We start from the raw sequence: 18,550 nt of genomic DNA, 5'->3' as shown, positions 1-18,550 counted from the left end.
CGGGAAAAATACCAGCCTCCGGCGCCGCGCTGCGGCCACGCCGGCAGGCCGCGTCCGGCCGGCGCCGCGGCCGCGGTCACGGCAGGACCTCTTCGCGCGGCAACGCGCGCAGGTTGTAGGTGCTGGCCATGCTGAATCCATAGGCGCCGGCATCGGCGACCAGCATCACGTCCCCCGGCGCGGTGGCGCGCGGCAGCTTCACCCGCTGCGCGAACACATCGCTGGATTCGCAGATCGGGCCGACCACGCCGACGTCCGCGTCGCAGGCCTGGTCCAGCCGCGACAGGTTGGCGATGTCGTGCCAGGCGTCGTACAGCGCCGGACGCAGCAGGGCGTTCATGCCGGCATCCAGGCCGACCCGGCGCGCGCCGTCCTTTTCCACCACCTGGGTGGCATGCGCCAGCAGCACTCCGCACTCGGCGACCAGGAAGCGGCCCGGCTCGATCGCCAGCTGGAACGCCGGGTGCACCGCCTTGACCGCGGCCAGGCCGCGGCCCCAGGCGTCCAGGTCGAACGGCTCGTCGTCGTCGCTGTACGGCACCGGCAGCCCGCCGCCGATGTCCAGCACCTCCACGCTGCCGATACGGCGCGCGAACCCGGCCAGCTCATCGACCATCTGCTGCCAGTGGCCGCTGTTCTCCACGCCGCTGCCCAGGTGCGCATGGATGCCGCCGATGCGGATGTCCAGGGCCCGCGCCTGTTCCAGGAACTCCTCCACGCGCTGTGCCGACAGGCCGAACTTGGCCTCCTTGCCGCCGGTATTGACCTTGCGGTGGTGGCCGTCGCCATGGCCGAGGTCGATGCGCAGCCACAGCGCCCGGCCACGGAACACTTCCGGCCAGTGCTGCAGCAGCTCGACATTGTCCACGGTCAGGTTGACGCCCCGCGCCAGCGCCGCGCGGTATTCGTCGATGGGCGCGAAACTGGGCGTGAACAGCACCTGCGCCGGGTCGATCCCCGGCACCGCCGCGAACACCCGCTCCAGCTCGCCCTGCGACACGCACTCCAGGCCGAAGCCCTCCTCGGCCAGGGCGCGCAGGATGTGCGGATGCGGATTGGCCTTGATCGCGTAGAAATACCGGTCGATGGCCGCCACCGCCTTGAGCTGGCGCGCGCGTTCGCGCACCGTCGCCAGGTCGTAGGCGTAGGCCGGGGTGCCCTGCGCGGCCAGCGCCAGCAGGCGGCTGCGCGCGGCCGGTGCCCGCCACCAGGGCGTCGCCCGCGGGCGTACGCTGCCGATGATCTCGCGCCAGCGCGGGCCGAACACCTGCGCGTCGTAGACCGGCATGGCGCCGCTGTCGATCAGCTCGCCGTGCAGGATCGGCAGCAGCCCGTCGGCGTCGGCCTCGTCGATCACGAAGGTGAGGTTCAGGTCGTTGGACGACTGCGAGATCATGTGCACGCGCTCGCGGCCGAACGTGGCCCACACGTCGGAAAGCTTGTACAGCAGCGAGCGCATGCCGCGCCCGACCAGGGTGATGGCCGCGCACGGCACGATCACCTTGACCTTGCAGACCTGCGCCAGGTCCGCCGACAGCGCCGCCAGCACGTCGGTGCTTACCAGGTTCTCGGACGGGTCCAGCGACACGGTGACGTTGGTCTCGGCCGAGCCGATCAGGTCCACCGACAGCCCGTGCTGCTTGAACAGCGCGAACACGTCGGCCAGGAAGCCGACCTGCTGCCACATGCCGATGCCTTCCATCGACACCAGCACGATGCCGTTGCGGCGGCTGATCGCCTTGACCCCCGGCACCGGCTCGGCGCTGCCGTCGATACGGGTGCCGGGCATGTCCGGGCGCCCGGTATCGCGGATGGCCATCGGCACGCCGGCGTCGCGGCACGGCTTGATCGCGCGCGGATGCAGCACCTTGGCGCCGGTGGTGGCGATCTCCTGCGCCTCGTAGTAGTCCAGCCGCGTCAGCAGGCGGGCGTCGGGCACGTCCTTCGGATTGGCGCTGAACATGCCCGGCACGTCGGTCCAGATCTCCACGCCACGGGCACCAAGCAGGGCGCCGAAGTACGCCGCCGAGGTGTCCGACCCGCCGCGGCCGAGGATCGCGGTGCCGCCGTCGCCATGGCGGGCGATGAACCCCTGGGTGACCAGCAGCCGGGTCGGCTGGGCGTCGAAACGCGACCCGAAATCCTCCCCGCCCTGCCCTTGGCAGTTCACCGACAACCGCTGCGACCACGCGCTCTGGTTCGGCGAGGGCGGCAACGCCTGCAACCAGTGCCGCGCATCCATCCAGCCGACATCCAGGCCGCGGCTGCGCAGGTAGGCGGCACCGAGGGTGGAGGACAGCAGCTCGCCCTGCGCCAGCACCTCGGCCTGCCAGTCCAGGGGGCGGCCCGCCGCGCGCGGGTCCTGCAGCAGCCCGCGCAGCGCCGCCAGGCGCTCGGCCAGCACCTCCTGGCCCAGCTCCAGTTCCTCCAGGAAGGCGCCGTGGCGGGTGACCAGCGCGTCCACGCGGGCGGCGCTGTCGGCCGCGCCCTCGGCGATGGCGGTCAACTCGTTGGTGACCCCGGACAACGCCGAGACCACCACCAGCGCCCGTCCCCCGATCTCCTCCGCGCGTTTTCCCGCCAGGTCCCCGATCGTGTTCCAACGATGGCGGCGCGACACCGAAGTGCCACCGAACTTGAGGACGATCCAGCGATCGACGGGGCGGGAAGAGGCCATTGGCGGAAGGATTCACGTAGGGAGAAAGACCCGGCAGGCGGGCGGAACCGTCGATTCTATCGCCATGCCCCACCCTGCGGCGGCGCCACTGGCGGGCAATTGCATTGCATTGCCGTCGGCCGCGTCCTGCACCTGCCGGCCGGCACTCGCGACGCGCGCCCATGCTGCCTATGCTGGCCGTCCCGCCCCCACCCCCGCCTCCCGTCATGGCCGCACACCGTTTCCTGCAGCTGGACGTCTTCGCTCCCCAGCCGGGCACCGGCAACCCGCTGGGCGTCGTACTGGACGCCGATGGACTCTCCAGCGACCGGATGCAGGCGCTGGCCGCCTGGCTGGACCTCTCCGAGACCGTGTTCTTCCTGCGTCCGGACGTCCCCGGTGCCGACTACCACATCCGCATCTTCACCCCCGTCAGCGAGTTGCCGTTCGCCGGCCACCCCAGTGTCGGCGCCGCCTGGGCGGCGGTGACCTGCGGCCTCGCCACGCCCCGCGGCGGCGCGCTTGTCCAGCAATGCGCCGCCGGGCGGCTGCCGGTACGGGTGCGGGGGCCCGCGGAGGCCCCCGGCATCCAGCTGGCCAGTCCTCCGGCCCGGCGGCTGGCCACCGCCCCGGGCACGGTCCCCCCGGCGCTGCAGGTACTGGCCGCCGACGGCCAGGTGCCGGAGCTGTGGGACAACGGCCCGCGCTGGTGGCTGCTGCCGCTGCGCGACGCCGCCGCCGTGCGCCAGCTGCGGCCGGACATGGCCGCCGTGCGCGACTGGAGCAACGCCACCGGCGCGACCGGCGTGACGGTGTTCGCCGACGAACACGGCGACGGCCATGACCGGGTGGTGCGCGCCTTCTGTCCGGGCGATGCGGTGAGCGTCCCGGAGGACCCGGTCACCGGCAGCGCCAACGCCCTGATCGGCGCCTGGCTGCGGCACCACGGCGCCCTGCCCGGCGGCGAAGGCGGCTACGTGGCCAGCCAGGGCCGCGAGGTCGGCCGCGACGGGCGTGTGCAGGTGCAGGTGGATGCCGACGGCACGGTGTGGATCGGCGGCCAGGTGCAGTGCGTGATCGACGGCCGCGTGGACTGGTAACCGCCCGCCCCCGCCGCGGTGCGCGCCGGGAGGGCGCGCCCTCCCGCGGCGGGCACGCCCCGGCGCGACCGGCTAAGCTGCGCGCCATCCGTTTCCCCGAGGCCCCCGATGTCCGCACGCCGTTTCCTGCAGCTGGATGTGTTCGCCCCGCGCGCCGGCACCGGCAACCCGTTGGCCGCGGTGCTCGATGCCGACGGCCTGGACCCGGCCGCCATGCAGGCCATCGCCGCCTGGCTGAACCTGTCCGAGACGGTGTTCTTCCTGCCGCCCGAAGCGGGCGCGGACTACCGCATCCGCATCTTCACCCCGAAGATGGAGCTGCCCTTCGCCGGCCATCCCAGCGTCGGCGCGGCCTGGGCCGCGGTGGAACTGGGCCTGGCCGCGCCGAACGATGCAGGCCAACTGGTCCAGCAATGCGCCGCCGGACAGTTGCCGGTGCGCGTGCAGGGTGGCAGCCGCTTCCGCCTGGTCCATGTGCGCAGCCCCCGGGCGGTGCGCCGCGACATCGCCGCGCCGGAACTGCCGCCCGGCCTGGCCGGGCTGGCCCACCCGTCCGCGCGGCCGGCGCTGTGGAACAACGGCCCGGACTGGTGGCTGCTGGAAGCGGGCGATGAAACCGCACTGCGCCGCTACACCCCCGAACTGGCCGCCATCGCCGCCCTGCCCGGCAGCGGCAAGCTCGCCGTGTTCGCACCCGCCGCGCGCCCGGATGTCGGCTACCAGTACGCGGTGCGTGCATTCGCACCGGGCGCGGGCATCGACGAGGACCCGGTGACCGGCAGCGCCAATGCGCTGGTCGCCGCCCACCTGCTGGCACAGGACCGGCTGGCGCCCGGCCAGCAGTACCGCGCCAGCCAGGGCCGCGAGCGCGGCCGCAACGGCGAGGTCCACGTACAGGTGGACGCCGACGGCCACCTCTGGATCGGCGGCGAAGTGCAGCCGGTCATCGAGGGACGCATCGACTGGTGAAGCGGCTCCCGGCGCCCACCGGCAGAAGCGGTCCCGGGAACGCCGTGCGCCCGCCTGCCACCCCGTTTTCCTGTCCGCCGCCGGGCGTCCTCCCCCGGCCTTCCCGACCCGACTTACGGAATCCCCCATGACCCCTCGCCGCTTCCTGCAACTGGATGTGTTCGCCCCGCGCCCCGGCACCGGCAACCCGCTGGCCGTGGTGCTCGACGCCGACGGCCTGGACGATGCCGCCATGCAGGCCATCGCCCGCTGGACCCGCCTCCCGGAAACCACCTTCGTGTTCGCGCCCACCGCGCCGGGCAGCAGTTACCGCATCCGCATGTTCGCGCCGCAGAAGGAGGTGCCGTTCGCCGGCCATCCCAGCGTCGGCAGCGCGCATGCGGTGCTGGAATGCGGGCTGGCCACACCGGCCGACGGCCTGCTGGTGCAGGACGGCATCGCCGGCCAGCTGCCGCTGCGCGTCGACGAGACCGACGGCGTGCGCCGCATCGCCATCCGCACCCCGCGCGCATCGGTGGCGGAGGTCGTGGACGCGAATGACCCGCGCCTGCGCCCGGCCATCGCCGGCTGGGCGCTGGGCGCGCTGCCACCGGTGCGGATGGACGGCGGCCGCCGCTGGTGGCTGGTGGAACTGGCCGACGAGGCCACGCTGCGCGCCCTCGCGCCCGACTGGGACGCCATCGCCACGCTGGCCGAAGCCACTGGCGCGATGGGCGTGTTCGCCTACGCCCGCGGCGGCGGTCCGTCCCACGACCTGGCGGTGCGTGCCTTCGTCGGCAACGGCCGCCGCTTCGAGGACGCCGCCTCCGGCGCCGCCAACGCGGTGCTCGCCGCGTGGCTGGACGAGCGCGACGCCCTGCCCGGCAGCGGCAAGCGCTACACCGCCAGCCAGGGCCGCGAAGTCGGCCACGACGCGCTGCTGGAGCTGCGCATCGACGAACACGGCGACGTGTGGTCCGGCGGGCAGGTGCAGACGGTGATCCGCGGAACCCTCGACTGGTAGGCCGGTCATCGCAACACACTCCAGGCGGATCACCCCATGCGTCGATGGATGCCGCTGTCGCTCCTGCTCCTCGGGTGCATGCCTGCGTTTGCGATGGAGCCGGCGTCGGCACAGCGCATCCTGTTCGTCGGCAACAGCCTGACCTACGTGGGCAATCTGCCGGCCACCTTCGCCGCGATGGCCCGAGCCAACGGGCACGACGTCCACAGCGCGATGATCGTGCAGGGCGGCGCCACGCTTGCCCAGCGCATGGCCGATGGCTCCGTGCGACGGGCGCTGGTCCGTTACAGGCCGGCGGTACTTGTGCTGCAGGAGCGCGGTGGCGACCTGGTGTGCCTGCCCGACGAAGAGGCCTGCCGCCAGTCCCGGCAGGCGGTACGGACATTGGCCCGGGCCGGTCGCGAAGCAGGCGCGCGGGTGCTGCTGCTTGGCAGCTACCCGTCCCTTCCCCGCGCCTCGGCGGCCATTGTCGAGGAAGAACGCGCGGCCGCCACGCAGGCCGGCATCGGCTACATCGAGATTTCCGAAAGCCTGCGCCGGTTGTCCGGTAAAGCCACCTCATCTGCCTGGTACGACGCCGACGGCATGCACCCCGGCCCGGCACTTACCCTGCTGGATGCAACCCAGCTGCACCGTGCGCTGTTCGGCACGTTCCCCGCACAGGGCTTTTTGGTGGCCGCACCGATCTACACACCCGACAGCAGACTGCACGCCGAACTGCGCGATGCCGACGCGCCGGCACCGCGACCGGATACGCCGCAGGGCATCCGCTACGACGCAACGATGCTCGAACAACTCGGTTCCATGCTGGATTACAGCGACAAACGGCCCCGGTAGCTGCGGGGCATTCCCCGCATCGGGCCATCCTGCCAACGCCCGTGCCGGGCAAGCCCGGCACGGGCGGACGGGTCAGCGCGAGGCGCGCAGCGCCTGCTGCTCGACCAGGGTGAGCGCGACGTTGTCGCGCAGGTAGGCCGGCTGCACCCGTTCCGGGGCGATGCCCCCGCCGCGGGCGAAGGCCGGCACGGCGATCTTCAGCACGTCCGAGGCGCGCGGCAGCGCCTGCGCATCGACCGACGACAGCCGGGCCTGCAGGCGCGTGGCGAGCAGGCCCTCGGCCGCGCTGAAACCGGTACCGATGCCGGCCCAGCGACTGCCATCGTCGGGCAGCTGCAGCGCGTCCGGCGCGATCACCACTTCGGCGCCCTGCACCTGCATCACGCCCTCGGTGTCGCGCACGCAGCGCGCGGCATAGACCTCGCCCATGCGCGCGTCGATGCTGGCCAGCGCGTGGGTCGCCTCCCCGGACGCCTGCATCGCCAGCACCTGCAGGGTGGAGACCGGCAGCAGCGGCCGGTCCAGCGCCAGCGCGATGCCCTGGGCGATGGCGATGGCCAGGCGCACGCCGGTGAAGGCGCCGGGCCCACGGCCCAGGGCGATGGCATCCAGCTGCCCACGGACGATGCCGGCCTCGGCCAGCAGCTGCTCGGCCCATGGCAGCAGCAGCTCGGCATGGCGCCGCGGTGCGATCTCGAAACGCTCCCGTACCTGCCCGTCCACCTGCAGGGCGACGGAACAGGCTTCGGTGGCGGTTTCCAGGGCGAGCAGCTTCATGGGGTCACATCGGGATCGGGAAAGGGGGCCGGCGGCGGTTCCGTGGGCGACGCCCATTGTCGCGCAAAGAAGGCCTGCACATCGGCCAGCTCGCGGGTACGCCGGAACGGCGGCAGCGAATCGAGGAACACGCGCCCGTAGCCGCGGGTCAGCAGGCGCGGATCGCACAGCACCAGCACGCCGCGGTCGGTCTCGCTGCGGATCAGCCGGCCCACGCCCTGCTTGAGCGCGATCACCGCCTGCGGCAGCTGCTCGTCGCGGAACGGGTTGCCGCCCTCGCGGCGGATCGCATCCAGCCGCGCCTCGTAGACCGGTTCGTCCGGCGCCGCGAACGGCAGCTTGTCGATCACCACCACGCTCAGCGCGTCGCCGGCCACGTCCACACCCTCGCGGAAGCTGGCCGATCCCAGCAGCACGCCATTGCCCGACGCACGGAAGCGCTGCAGCAGGCTGGCCCGGGGCGCCTCGCCCTGCACGAACAGCGGCCACGGCCCGCCGCGCAGCGCATCAGCGGCCTCGCGCAGCGCGCGGTGCGAGGCGAACAGCAGGAACGCACGGCCCTGCGAGGCCTCCAGGACCGGCCTCAGGGCCGCGATCAACGCCGCACCGAAGCCGCGCGCGCCCGGGTCCGGCAGCCGCGGCGGCAGGTAGCACAGCGCCTGCACCGGCCAGTCGAACGGGCTGGGCTGGACCAGTGTGTGCGGGTCGTCCAGGCCCAGGCGCGCGGCCAGATGGTCGAAGCCGCCGTCGACGGTCAGCGTGGCCGAGGTGAATACCCAGGCCGCCTGCGAGCGCTGGCGGTGGTCGCGCAACGGTCCGGAGACGTCCAGCGGGGTGCGCTGGCAGCGGAACCCGCGCGGCGTGAGTTCGTACCAGAGCACGTCGTTGCCGTCCGCGACGGCGGCCGTCTCCGGCTCGGCATCGAAATCCGGCAGCGGCACGTCCTCGCCCAGCCAGCGCGCCAGCCGCCCGGCCCCCTCGACAGCGCGCGCGTGGCAGGCCTCCAGCCCCGGCGATGCACTGCGTACGAGCGCCAGCGCATCGCGCAACTGCGCCAGTGCCGCGGCCAGCGCGTCGAAGCCGTCGGCCACCGCCGGCACCGCCAGCGCGCGCCACTGGGTCCCCCGCGGCGGCAGCGCTTCCATCGCCGCGCGCAGCTGCCGCAGCGCGAGTTCCAGGGTCGCCACCGGCTGCAGCAGCACCGGCTGCGCGCCGGCCACGCCGCGGCACTCGGCCAGGCAGTCCCGGGCCAGCTCCTGCCACGGCCGCATGCCCAACCCTTCGCCGAAGAAGTTCGCCGCCAGCTCCGGCAACTGGTGGGCCTCGTCGATCACGAACGCCTGCGCGCCGGGCAGGATCTCGCCGAAGCCCTCCTGCTTGAGCGCCAGGTCGGCGAGCAGCAGGTGGTGGTTGACCACGACCAGGTCGGCGTCCTGCGCCCGCTGCCGGGCCTGCACCACGCAGCAGTCGCTCCAAAACGGACAGTCGCTGCCCAGGCAGTTGTCGACGGTGGAGGTGACCAGCGGCAGCAGCGGCGAGTCGTCGGCCAGCCCGTCCAGCTCGGCGATGTCGCCGTGCCGGGTGCGGCCGGCCCAGGCGACGATGCGCTGGAACTGTGCCGCTTGTTCGGGCGAGGCCAGGCGCGGTTCGCCGCGCGCCTGGTCCAGCCGGTAGCGGCACAGGTAGTTGGCGCGGCCCTTGAGCAGCGCGCTGCGGTGGCCGACGCCGAGTGCGGCCCGCACCCGCGGCAGGTCGCGATGGTAGAGCTGGTCCTGCAGGGCGCGGGTGCCGGTGCTGACGATGGTCTTCAGCCCCGACAGCAGCGCCGGCACCAGGTAGGCGAAGGTCTTGCCGGTGCCGGTGCCGGCTTCGGCCAGCAGCACGTCGCGCTGCTGGAAGGCATCGGCGATGGCTTCGGCCAGGCGCAGCTGCGCCGTGCGCGGCACGAAGGCATCCAGTTGCCGGGCGAGCGCCCCGCCCTCGCTGAGGGCGTCACGGCTGGCGGTGGCGAGCGACATCAGCGTGGCCTGTCCAGCGCCCGGACGGCGCCGGGATCAGTAGCGGATGATGCCCGGCACGGTGCAGCGTTCGATCTGCGCATGCGCCGAGGCGGCGTTTTCCTGCTCGGCGCGCGCCAGATGCGCCTGCTCGATGGTCGCCCAGTGGCGGCGGCACAGCGGCCCGGTACGCGACCCCAGCGCGACCGCCTTGCGCGCCAGCGTCTCCGCCCGCGCCCAGTCGCCCTGCAGCAGGGCGATCTCGGCCCGCTCCTGGAGGATGCCCGGGTCGTCCTCGACCTGCAGCAGCGCCTGGTTCAGCGCCTCGCCGGCCGCGGCCAGGTCGCCGGCCTCGCGGTGCGCGGCGGCGGTCTCGCGCAGGTCGTCCACCTGCGGATCACGCAGCGGCTGCACCGACAGCTCCTTGTCGTCCACGCCCGCGGCGGCCAGCACCGCGGCCATGCGCTGCGCCGGGGAGGTCGCATCGATCTGCGGCGGCGGTGGCGGCGTGCTGGTGCAGGCGGCGGCCAGCACGGCGGCGGCCACGGCGGCGAGGAGGGAACGGAGCGGAAGCAGGCTGTTCATGACGATACCGGAGCGTTGCGACGCACGATGGCGGGCGATGGCGCAGCAGCGTATACGAATACGCCGCGCTTGTAAGGGCCGCCGGAGGCCGCCGCGGCAGGCCCGGCGCTAACGCGCCGGTGCATCGGCGGGTGCCTCGGTCGCGGCGTCCTTGCGGTCCAGGCCGAACCATCGCCGCCAGCCGCCACCGCGTTCTTCTTCCGGCGCCGGCGGTGGCGCACAGGAGGCGTAGGGCGGTGCGAAACCGGCCACGAACGGCAGCCGCCGGGCACCGGGACAGCCCTCGTCGGTGCTGCTGTAGCCTTCGGCCGACACGTATTGCCAGTCCATCCCGCGGCCTCCGACCCGCAGCGGCTTGCTCGGCAGGTTGCGGAAGATCCCCGACCAGACCCGCATCGCACCGGTGGCGCCGAACAACCCGGTCTGCGCGTTCTGATCGTTGCCCATCCACACCACCGCCAGGTGGTCGCCGGTATAGCCGGCATACCAGCTGTCGCGGCCATCGTTGGAGGTGCCGGTCTTGCCGGCCGGCTGCAGCCGGCCCAGGCCATCGGCATTGAGCCGCGCCGCGGTGCCACTGGCCACCACCTGCTGCAGCGCCACGCTGATCAGGTTGGCGGCGATGGAGTCGCCCTCCTGCGCCGGCGCCGGGGTCTTGTCGTAGCGCTTGAGCAGCGTGCCGTGGGCATCGACCACGCCGCGCACCGCGTGCAACGGCTGGATCTGGCCGCCGGAGGCCAGGAACTGGTACAGCTGGGCCATGCCGTAGGGGCTCTGGTCGGTCGCCCCCAGGATCACCGCGGGGTTGGCCTCGGCCTTGAGCCCGGCCAGCACCTGCATCAGCTGGGTCACGCGTTCGGGCCCGACCTCCATGCCCACCCGCACCGTGGCCTGGTTGTAGGAGCGCGACAGCGCGTCGATCAGCCGCACCGTGCCATGGCTGCGGTTGTCGGCGTTGCCCGGGGTCCAGCCGCGCCCGCGGCTGAGCGGCACCGTGACCGGCGTGTCCTCCACCCAGGTGGCCAACGACCAGCGGTCCGGCTGCGCCAGCGCCAGCAGGTAGACGAAGGGTTTGAGCAGCGAGCCGACCTGGCGCTGCGCGTCGATGGCACGGTTGAAGCCCGGCTCGGCGACATCGCGGTTGCCGACCACCGCCAGCACTTCGCCGTTGTGCACGTCGGTCAGCACCAGCCCGGCCTGCAATGCCGGCCGCCGCGCGTTCTCCAGCGACTTGACGGTGTGCGCCACCGCGCCCTCGGCATAGGCCTGGGCGGAAGGCGACATGCCGGTGAACACATTCAATCCGGCGCCCTGCAGTGCGCTTTCCGGATAGTCGTGGCCGAGCTGGCGGCGCACCAGGTCGATGTAGGCCGGGAACCGGTTGGCGGCGACCAGCCCCGGCACCGTCGGCACTCCCAGCGGCGCCTTGAGCGCACGCTGGTATTCGGCCTGGTCGATGAGCCCGTTCTCGTGCAGCTTGCCCAGTACGAAATCGCGCCGGTCCTGCGCCCGCTCGGGGTTGCGCCGCGGGTCGTAGTACGAGGGGCCCTTGACCAGGCCGATCAGCAGGGCGACCTGCTCGGTGGTCAGTGAGTGCAGATCGCGCCCGAACCAGAACTCCGCGCCGGAAGCCACGCCGTGGATCGCCTGGCTGCCGCGCTGCCCGAGGTAGACCTGGTTGAGGTAGGCCTCCAGGATCACCGGCTTGTCATAGCGCGCTTCGATGATCAGCGCGTACAGGACCTCGTTGAACTTGCGGGTGACGGTCTGTTCCTTGCCGATGCCCAGCAGGCCGCTGCGCGCCAGCTGCTGGGTCAGCGTGCTCGCGCCCTGGCGGACCTTGCCGCCGGACCGCAGCGTCACCCACAGCGCGCGCGCGATGCCGCTCAGGTCGATGCCGTGGTGGCTGCTGAAATCCTTGTCCTCCACCGCCTGCAGGCCGGTGACCAGCAGTTCCGGCGTCTCGGCGATGCGCACCAGCCGCCGCTCTTCCTGCTTCTGCCCGTACAGGGTGGCGATGCGCGCCGGGTCCAGGCGCGCGGCCTTCAGGGGCTTGCGTTCGGCGCCGTCGCGCAGCGAGGCGACCTGCCCGCCGGACACCACCACCTCCACCTGGCGCGGCGCGACCCTGCCGTCGACGTCGACATAGCCGCGGCTGGAGATGGTGAAACGGCCCTCCTGCTGCCGGTAGGTACCCGGACCGCTGCCCGCACCGTCGTCGCGGTAGGCCGATGCCGCCAGCTCGGTCTTCAAGGTGGTGGCATCCATCGCCAGGCCCGGCGCCAGTACCAGCGGCCGCGCATAGACCCGGGTCGGGATCTGCCACCGCAGTTGCCCGAAGCGCTCGGTGACCTGCGTGTTCAGATAGACGGTGTAGGGAATCAGGAAGCCCAGCGCCAAGGCCAGCGCCGCCAGTCCCCAGGTGATCAGGCGGCCGCGCCAGCGCAGGCCGGGCGCCCCGGTGTCGTCGTCCAGTTGGTCGGAATCGTAGCGTCGCGGCACGGGAATGCGAGAATGGAGGTTCAGGCGAGTCTAACGCAGGCTCGCGCTCTGGCAGGTCCAACGCGCCCCGGCCTGCTCAGAAGGTGTTTACGATCCGGACGCGGCCCTGCCCGGCGGGCCCTGCCCCGGTGGAGCGCGCGGCGCTGCCCGGGCCGCCCGGGCGCCCGTTTCCACGCTGGAGTTGCACACGAATGTCGATGTCCCTGGCCGATGCGCGCTATCACCTGACCCGCATCGTCGGCCTGGTCCGCCGCGGCCTGTCCAGCCTGCGCACCCGCGGCTGGCGCGCCACCGCGCAGCGCGCCGGCGTGCACCTGCGGCCGGTGCCGCCGCCACCGCGCACGCCGCTGGTCTTCCCCGCCGATGGTCCGTTCGCGGCGTTCGCGGTACCCGCCAGCACGCAGCCGGTCGCCAGCATCGTCATCCCGGTCTACAACCATGTCCGGCACACCCTGGCCTGCCTGCGCGCCCTGGCCGAGCACCCGCCGGCCGCGGCCTGCGAGATCCTGGTGATCGACGATGGCGGCAGCGACGAGACCGCCGACTGGATGCCGCGGATCCAGGGCCTGCGCTACCACCGCCGGGCACGCAACGGCGGCTTCATCGCCGCCTGCAACGACGGCCTGCGGCTGGCGCGCGGCCGCTACGTGGTCCTGCTGAACAACGACACCGTGCCGCAGCCGGGCTGGCTGGACGCGCTGCTGGCGACCTTCGAGCAGGTTCCCGACGCCGGCCTGGTCGGTGCCCAGCTGCTGTACCCGGACGGCCGCCTGCAGGAGTCGGGGGGAGTGGTGTTCACCGACGGCAGCTGCTGGAGCTACGGGCGCTTCGAGGACGCCGACGATCCGCGCCACGCCAGCCTGCGCGACACCGACTACTGCTCCGGGGCGGCGCTGGCCGTGCCCCGGATGCTGCTGGAAGCGCTGGGCGGCCTGGATGTCCGCTACGCCCCGGCCTACTACGAGGACGTGGACCTGGCCTTCCAGGTGCGCGCCGCCGGCCACCGCGTACTGGTGCAGCCGGCCAGCCGCGTGGTGCACGACGAAGGCACCAGCAACGGCACCGACACCGGCAGCGGCGTCAAGGCCTGGCAGGTCCGCAACCAGCAGGTGTTCGCCGGGAAATGGCGCGATGCGCTGACCCGGCAGCTACCGGTCGGCAGCGTCCCCGGCCCGGCCACCCTGCACCGTGGCCGGCGGCAGATCCTGATCATCGACGAAGCCGTGCCGCGGCCGGACCGCGATTCGGCGTCGCTGCGCCAGTTCAACCTGGTCCGCATGCTGCTGGCCGGCGGCGCGCATGTGGTGTTCCTGCCCACCGGCGGCGAGCACGGCGGCGCCGCCACCGGCGCGCTGCAGGCGCTGGGCGTGGAGGTCTGGTACGCACCGCACCTCAAGGGCGTCGGCCGCTGGCTGCGCGTCCACGGACGCCGTTTCCAGGTGGTCATGCTGGTCCGCCACCATGTCGCCAGCCAGTGCCTGCCGCTGCTGCGGCGCTTCGCGCCCCAGGCGCGCACGGTGTTCGACACGGTCGACCTGCACTACCTGCGCGAGCGCCGCGGTGCCGAGGTGAGCGGCGACCCGGGACTGCTGCGCGCCGCCGAGCGCACCCGCGCCAGCGAACTGGCGGTGATGGCCGCCAGCGACGTCACCTTGCTGGTCAGCGCCGCCGAACAGCTGCAGCTGGCCAGCGATGCGCCGCAGGTACGGGTGGAACTGCTGTCCAACCTGCATGAGGTCGCCGGCCAGGGCCAGGACTGGGCGCAGCGGCGCGACCTGGTGTTCGTCGGCGGCTACCGGCATCCGCCGAACCTGGACGCCATGCAATGGTTCATCGGCGAGGTGTTCCCGCGGATCCGCGCACGCCTGCCGGCGATCGAACTGCACTGCATCGGCGCCGACGTCCCCGACAGCCTGCGGGCCCTGGCCGCGACCCGGCCCGGCGTGCACCTGCACGGCTACGTGCCCGACCTGGTCCCGTGGATGGCCGGCGGCCGGATCGCGGTGGCGCCGCTGCGCTTCGGCGCCGGGGTCAAGGGCAAGATCAACCTGAGCATGGCCCACGGCCAGCCGGTGGTCGCCACGTCCTGCGCCGCCGAGGGCATGCACCTGCGCGATGGCGAGGACGTGCTGGTGGCCGACGGCGCCGAGGCGTTCGCCGAGGCCGTGGTGCGGCTGCACGACGATGCGGCCCTGTGGCGGCGGCTGTCCGGCAACGGCCTGCACAACATCGCCACCCACTTTTCGATGGCGGCCGCCCGCGCGGTGGTGGAGCGGGTATTCCTCGACACCGCCGCGGGCACCGGTACCGGCGGCCGCGCGGCCGGCTAGCGCTGCGCGTTGCCCAGGCGTTCGGCGAAGGCCGGCAGCTCCGGTGCGCCGGCATCCAGCTCGCGCGCCTGCGCCAGGGCATGCGCGGCAAAGCCGATGTCGCCGGCCCCCAGCCGTTCGCTGCCCACCGCCAGCCAGCGCTGGGCCAGGCGACGGCGGGCCACCACCAGCCCCGTATCGCCCGGGGCCAGCGCCTGCCAGGCATCCAGGCAGGTGCGCGCCGCCTGCAGGCGGTTGCCCTGCAGGTTGTGCTCCATGCAGTCGCGCGCCACCGGACGGATGCGGGCGCCGGCCTGCACCACCCGCAGATCCTCCGGCGCCAGCGCCTGTGCGGCCTTGAAGCGGTCGTAGGCGCTGGCGCCCGGCGGCAGCAGCCAGTGCCCCTGGGCCGCGGCCGCCTCCATCTGCGCCAGCAGTTCGCGCAGCCGGCGCACGCGCTCGGCCGGCGGCAGCGGCGCGTGCATCGCCTGCCGCGCCTGTTGCGCCCGGTGCAGCGCCTGGGCGGCAGCGGCGACCTCGGCACTGTCCGGCGCCAGGCCGCGCGCCCGCTGCAGCGCCTGCGTGGCCGGCCCGAACCGGAAATCCCCGGCCAGGCGCAGCGTTTCGTCGGCCCAGGCATGCGCGAGCTGCTGCATTCCCTGTTGTGCCCGTGGATCGTCGGCCACTGCCAGCACCTCGCGGAACCCCTCCTCGGCCCGCTGCAGACGCCCGCGCGCCAGGTCGCGCTCGGCCCCGCGGCGGCGGCGGTCGGCCGCGGCATTCAACGCGGCGCGCGTCGCCGGCAGGTCCGAATGCCCGGGATCATGCTGCTGGGCCCGCTGCAGCAGCGCCACGGCGGTGCCGGTGTCGCTGCGCTGGGCGGCGCGCACCGCCTCGGCAAGCAGGTCGGACAGGACATCGTCGCGTCCCTGCAGGGCGCGCATGCGGTCGGGCTGCACCGCCAGCACCCGCTGGTACAGCGCCAGCGCGCTGTCCGGCCCGTCATCGTCCGGCCGGCCCTGCGCCTGCGCCGCCTCCGCCCGCTGCAGCAGGCTGTCGACCTCGTCGCGTTCCTGGGCGCGCTGCTGCAGGTGCAGGGCGATGGCCTCCAGCTGCGCCTGCGGCACCTGCAGCTGCCGGCCCACCTCCAGCGCCGCCCGCGCACCGGCGACGTCGCCGGCCGCCAGCCGCTGGCGCGCCTGCGCCAACGCCCGCTGCCCGGTCTGCGCCAGCGCGCGCTGCACATCGCCACGGTCCGGATCCAGCGCCGCCGCCGCCTCGAACAGTTCGCGCGCGCCGCTGCCGTCGGCCGCGCTCAGGTGCCCGCTGCGCAGCGCCCGGTCGCCCGCGTCGAGCAGTTGCTGGATCCGCGTATCCGGCCACAGCAGATCGGCCAGCGGCCGCCGCACCAGGGTCAGCACCAGTACCAGTCCACCCACCGCCACCGCGATCGTGCGCCAGGCGCGCGGGCTGTCCCATCCCCGCGCCACCCACCAGCGCGCGTACAGGCGCAGGCGTGCGCCGGCCCGGGCCAGCCACCGCGACGCGTGGGGGGGAGCATCATGCATGGCGCCAGACTAGCAGTCCGCCGCGGCGCAGGCCGCGCCTCACCCCATGCGCCGCGCTTCGTCCACGCCCGGCAGCGCGTCGAGCTTGCCGAGCAGGGTCGACAGCTGGCCGTAGTCGTTCACCCGCAGCCGCAACCGCAGCTGCATGCGCCCGCTGTCGCGCAGCGGGTCGCTGTTGATGTCCAGCACGTAGGCGTCTTCCTGGGCGATCAGGTTGGTGATGTCCTTCAGCAGCCAGCGCCGGTCCATCGCCCGGACCATCACGTCGACCTCGTAACCGGAGCCGGTCCGCCCCCACTCCACCGGCAGCACCCGCTCGGTGTGCGCCGCCGCCAGCCGCGCCAGCGCCGGGCAGTCTGCCCGGTGCACGGTGACGCCGCGGGTGCGGGTGAGGTAGCCGGCGATCGGCTCGCCGGCCACCGGCTGGCAGCAGCGCGCCAGCTGCACCAGCAGGTTGCCCACGCCCTGCACGGTGAAATCGGAGCGCCCGGTACGCTCGCGCCGCGCTGTCGGCCGCGGCAACGGCGGCGTGGCCGGCGCTGGCGCGGCCTTCTCCTTTTCCGCCTCCAGCAGCGTGCGGCTGACCTGGCTGGGGCCGGTGTCGCCCAGCGCGACCTGGATGTACAGATCGTCCACGCTGTCGGCGTGGAAACGCTTCGCCGCCACCATCAGGTCGGCCTGCTGCAACCCCAGCCGCTTGAGCTCGCGCTCCAGCAGTTCCCGCCCGGCCTGCACGTTGCGCGCGCGGTCGAGCTTGTGGAACCAGCTGCGGACCTTCTCGCGGGAACGGTTGCTGGCCAGGAAGCCGTGGGCCGGCAGCAGCCAGTCGCGCCGCGGATCGGCGTCGCGCGCGGTCATGATCTCCACCCGGTCGCCGCTGCGCAGCCGGTAGGTCAATGGCACGATGCGGCCGTTGACCTTGGCGCCGCGGCAACGGTGCCCGACCATGGTGTGCACGTGGTAGGCGAAGTCCAGCGGCGTGGCGCCGGCCGGCAGGTCCATCACCTCGCCCTTGGGGCTGAGGGCGTAGACCCGGTCCTCGATCAGCTCCGCGTCCAGCGCGCCGGCCAGGTCCTCCGGGTGGGCCGCATCCTGCGACTGCTCCAGCAGCTGCCGCATCCAGGTGATCTTGCGGTCGAACGCCTTCTCCGCCCCCTTGCCGCCTTCCTTGTATTTCCAGTGCGCGGCCACGCCCAGCTCGGCCTGGGCATGCATCTCGTGGGTGCGGATCTGCACTTCCACCGTCCGTCCCTCCGGGCCGATCACCGCGGTATGCAGGGAGCGGTAGTCGTTGGCCTTGGGGCGGGCGATGTAGTCGTCGAACTCGCTGGGCACCGGGGTCCACAGCGCGTGCACCACGCCGAGGGTGGCATAGCAGGCCGCGACGTCGTCCACCATCACCCGCACCGCGCGCAGGTCGTAGAGCTGGTCGAACGCCAGCTGCTTCTTCTGCATCTTCCGCCAGATGCTGTAGATGTGCTTGGGGCGGCCGCTGACCTCGCCGCCGATGCCGTGTTCGGCCAGGGCGGCCGACAGGGTGTGCTTGACCGCCTCGACGTAGCGCTCGCGGGCGAGCCGGGTCTCGTCGACCTCGCGTGCGATGTGGCGATAGGTCTGCGGATCGAGGAACCGGAACGCCAGGTCCTCCAGCTCCCATTTCAGTTGCCAGATGCCCAGCCGGTTGGCCAGCGGTGCATGGATGTCGCGGGTCAGCTGCGCCAGCGCGCGCCGCTCGTCCTCGGCCAGCCGATCGGCCGCACGCATGCAGGCCAGCTGCCGCGCCAGCAGCACCGGCACCACCCGCAGGTCGTGGACGATCGCCAGCAGCAGCCGGCGCAGCCCCTCGCTGTTGCGCCCGGCCTCGCGCCCGGCATGCAGCGCCCATACCTGGTCCGCCGCATCCTGCCCGTCCAGCAGGCCCTGCACCGCCGCGGCCGCGCCGTCCAGCGGCAGGTCGGCGAGGCGCGCGCGCAGCCCAGGCAGGTCGAACAACAGCGCCGCCGCCGTCACCGCCTCGTCGGCGGACAGCAGCGCCAGCGAATCCAGCGTGTCGGCCAGGGCCGGCCACGGCAGCCGCGGCCGGGTATCGGTGTCGGGCTGTTGCCAGGCCTGCAGCAGCGCCTGCCGCAGCGTGTCGGACAGGCCATCGCAGGAAGGACGTTGCAGCAGGGCGTCCAGGCCGGAAAGGGAAGAACGGTTCACAGCGGTCAATCGCGGGCGGTTGCCCCTACACTAGCGCCCAACCGT

12 protein-coding genes are annotated in these 18,550 nt (G+C 73.2%); 5 read left to right on the top strand and 7 right to left on the bottom strand.

What is annotated here, in order from left to right; translation table 11 throughout:
• Positions 1-76: 76 nt before the first annotated feature.
• Positions 77-2,677: a bifunctional aspartate kinase/diaminopimelate decarboxylase gene (locus K5L01_RS01755; RefSeq protein WP_250061388.1), complete on the bottom strand. Its 2,601-nt coding sequence runs from the start codon at positions 2,675-2,677 to the stop codon at positions 77-79.
• Positions 2,678-2,883: 206 nt separating this feature from the next.
• On the opposite strand from K5L01_RS01755, the gene K5L01_RS01750 reads away from it, so the two are divergent.
• From K5L01_RS01750 to K5L01_RS01735, 4 genes are all read left to right on the top strand, one after another.
• On the top strand, positions 2,884-3,756 hold the full coding sequence (locus K5L01_RS01750; protein ID WP_250061387.1) for a PhzF family phenazine biosynthesis protein: 873 nt from the start codon (positions 2,884-2,886) through the stop codon (positions 3,754-3,756).
• Between the two features lie 108 nt (positions 3,757-3,864).
• Positions 3,865-4,725 carry a PhzF family phenazine biosynthesis protein gene (locus K5L01_RS01745; protein WP_250061386.1) on the top strand — a complete coding sequence of 287 codons (861 nt, stop codon included), beginning with the start codon at positions 3,865-3,867 and terminating at the stop codon, positions 4,723-4,725.
• 127 nt (positions 4,726-4,852) lie between these two features.
• Positions 4,853-5,728 (top strand): PhzF family phenazine biosynthesis protein, encoded by an 876-nt coding sequence (locus tag K5L01_RS01740; RefSeq protein WP_250061385.1) that lies wholly within the window; start codon positions 4,853-4,855, stop codon positions 5,726-5,728.
• Between the two features lie 36 nt (positions 5,729-5,764).
• The gene (locus K5L01_RS01735; protein WP_250061384.1) at positions 5,765-6,565 is read left to right on the top strand and encodes an SGNH/GDSL hydrolase family protein; all 801 of its coding nucleotides are present in this window, start codon (positions 5,765-5,767) and stop codon (positions 6,563-6,565) included.
• 72 nt (positions 6,566-6,637) lie between these two features.
• Here K5L01_RS01735 and tsaB read toward each other — a convergent pair whose 3' ends face one another.
• The 4 genes from tsaB to mrcB all read right to left on the bottom strand — a co-directional run bounded on the left by tsaB (position 6,638) and on the right by mrcB (position 12,426).
• Entirely contained in the window at positions 6,638-7,342 is a 705-nt protein-coding gene (tsaB, locus tag K5L01_RS01730) for a tRNA (adenosine(37)-N6)-threonylcarbamoyltransferase complex dimerization subunit type 1 TsaB (RefSeq protein WP_250061382.1), read from the bottom strand.
• A complete protein-coding gene (yoaA, locus tag K5L01_RS01725; RefSeq protein WP_250063404.1) occupies positions 7,339-9,363 on the bottom strand; it encodes a DNA repair helicase YoaA in 2,025 nt (674 codons plus the stop codon). Before yoaA ends, tsaB begins: the two co-directional genes overlap by 4 nt.
• Positions 9,364-9,396: 33 nt before the next feature.
• Positions 9,397-9,924: a tetratricopeptide repeat protein gene (locus tag K5L01_RS01720; RefSeq protein WP_250061379.1), complete on the bottom strand. Its 528-nt coding sequence runs from the start codon at positions 9,922-9,924 to the stop codon at positions 9,397-9,399.
• A 108-nt stretch (positions 9,925-10,032) separates the two neighbouring features.
• Entirely contained in the window at positions 10,033-12,426 is a 2,394-nt protein-coding gene (mrcB, locus tag K5L01_RS01715) for a penicillin-binding protein 1B (RefSeq protein WP_250061377.1), read from the bottom strand.
• A gap of 191 nt (positions 12,427-12,617) precedes the next feature.
• Between mrcB and K5L01_RS01710 the strand changes: the two genes are divergently transcribed.
• Positions 12,618-14,756 (top strand): glycosyltransferase, encoded by a 2,139-nt coding sequence (locus K5L01_RS01710; RefSeq protein ID WP_250061375.1) that lies wholly within the window; start codon positions 12,618-12,620, stop codon positions 14,754-14,756.
• Here the strand turns inward: K5L01_RS01710 and K5L01_RS01705 are convergent.
• Complete coding sequence (locus tag K5L01_RS01705; RefSeq protein ID WP_250061373.1) at positions 14,753-16,303, bottom strand: tetratricopeptide repeat protein; 1,551 nt, start codon at positions 16,301-16,303, stop codon at positions 14,753-14,755. The genes K5L01_RS01710 and K5L01_RS01705 overlap by 4 nt on opposite strands.
• Positions 16,304-16,342: 39 nt before the next feature.
• Positions 16,343-18,514, bottom strand: a complete 2,172-nt coding sequence (locus K5L01_RS01700) for a RelA/SpoT family protein (RefSeq protein ID WP_272494027.1) — start codon at positions 18,512-18,514, stop codon at positions 16,343-16,345.
• Positions 18,515-18,550: the final 36 nt, after the last annotated feature.

This window comes from Stenotrophomonas mori, assembly GCF_023556335.1.
GTDB classification, from domain to species: Bacteria; Pseudomonadota; Gammaproteobacteria; order Xanthomonadales; family Xanthomonadaceae; genus Stenotrophomonas; species Stenotrophomonas mori.
Note: the sequence above shows the minus strand (reverse complement) of the source record. Positions and strands in the feature narration are given on the sequence as shown.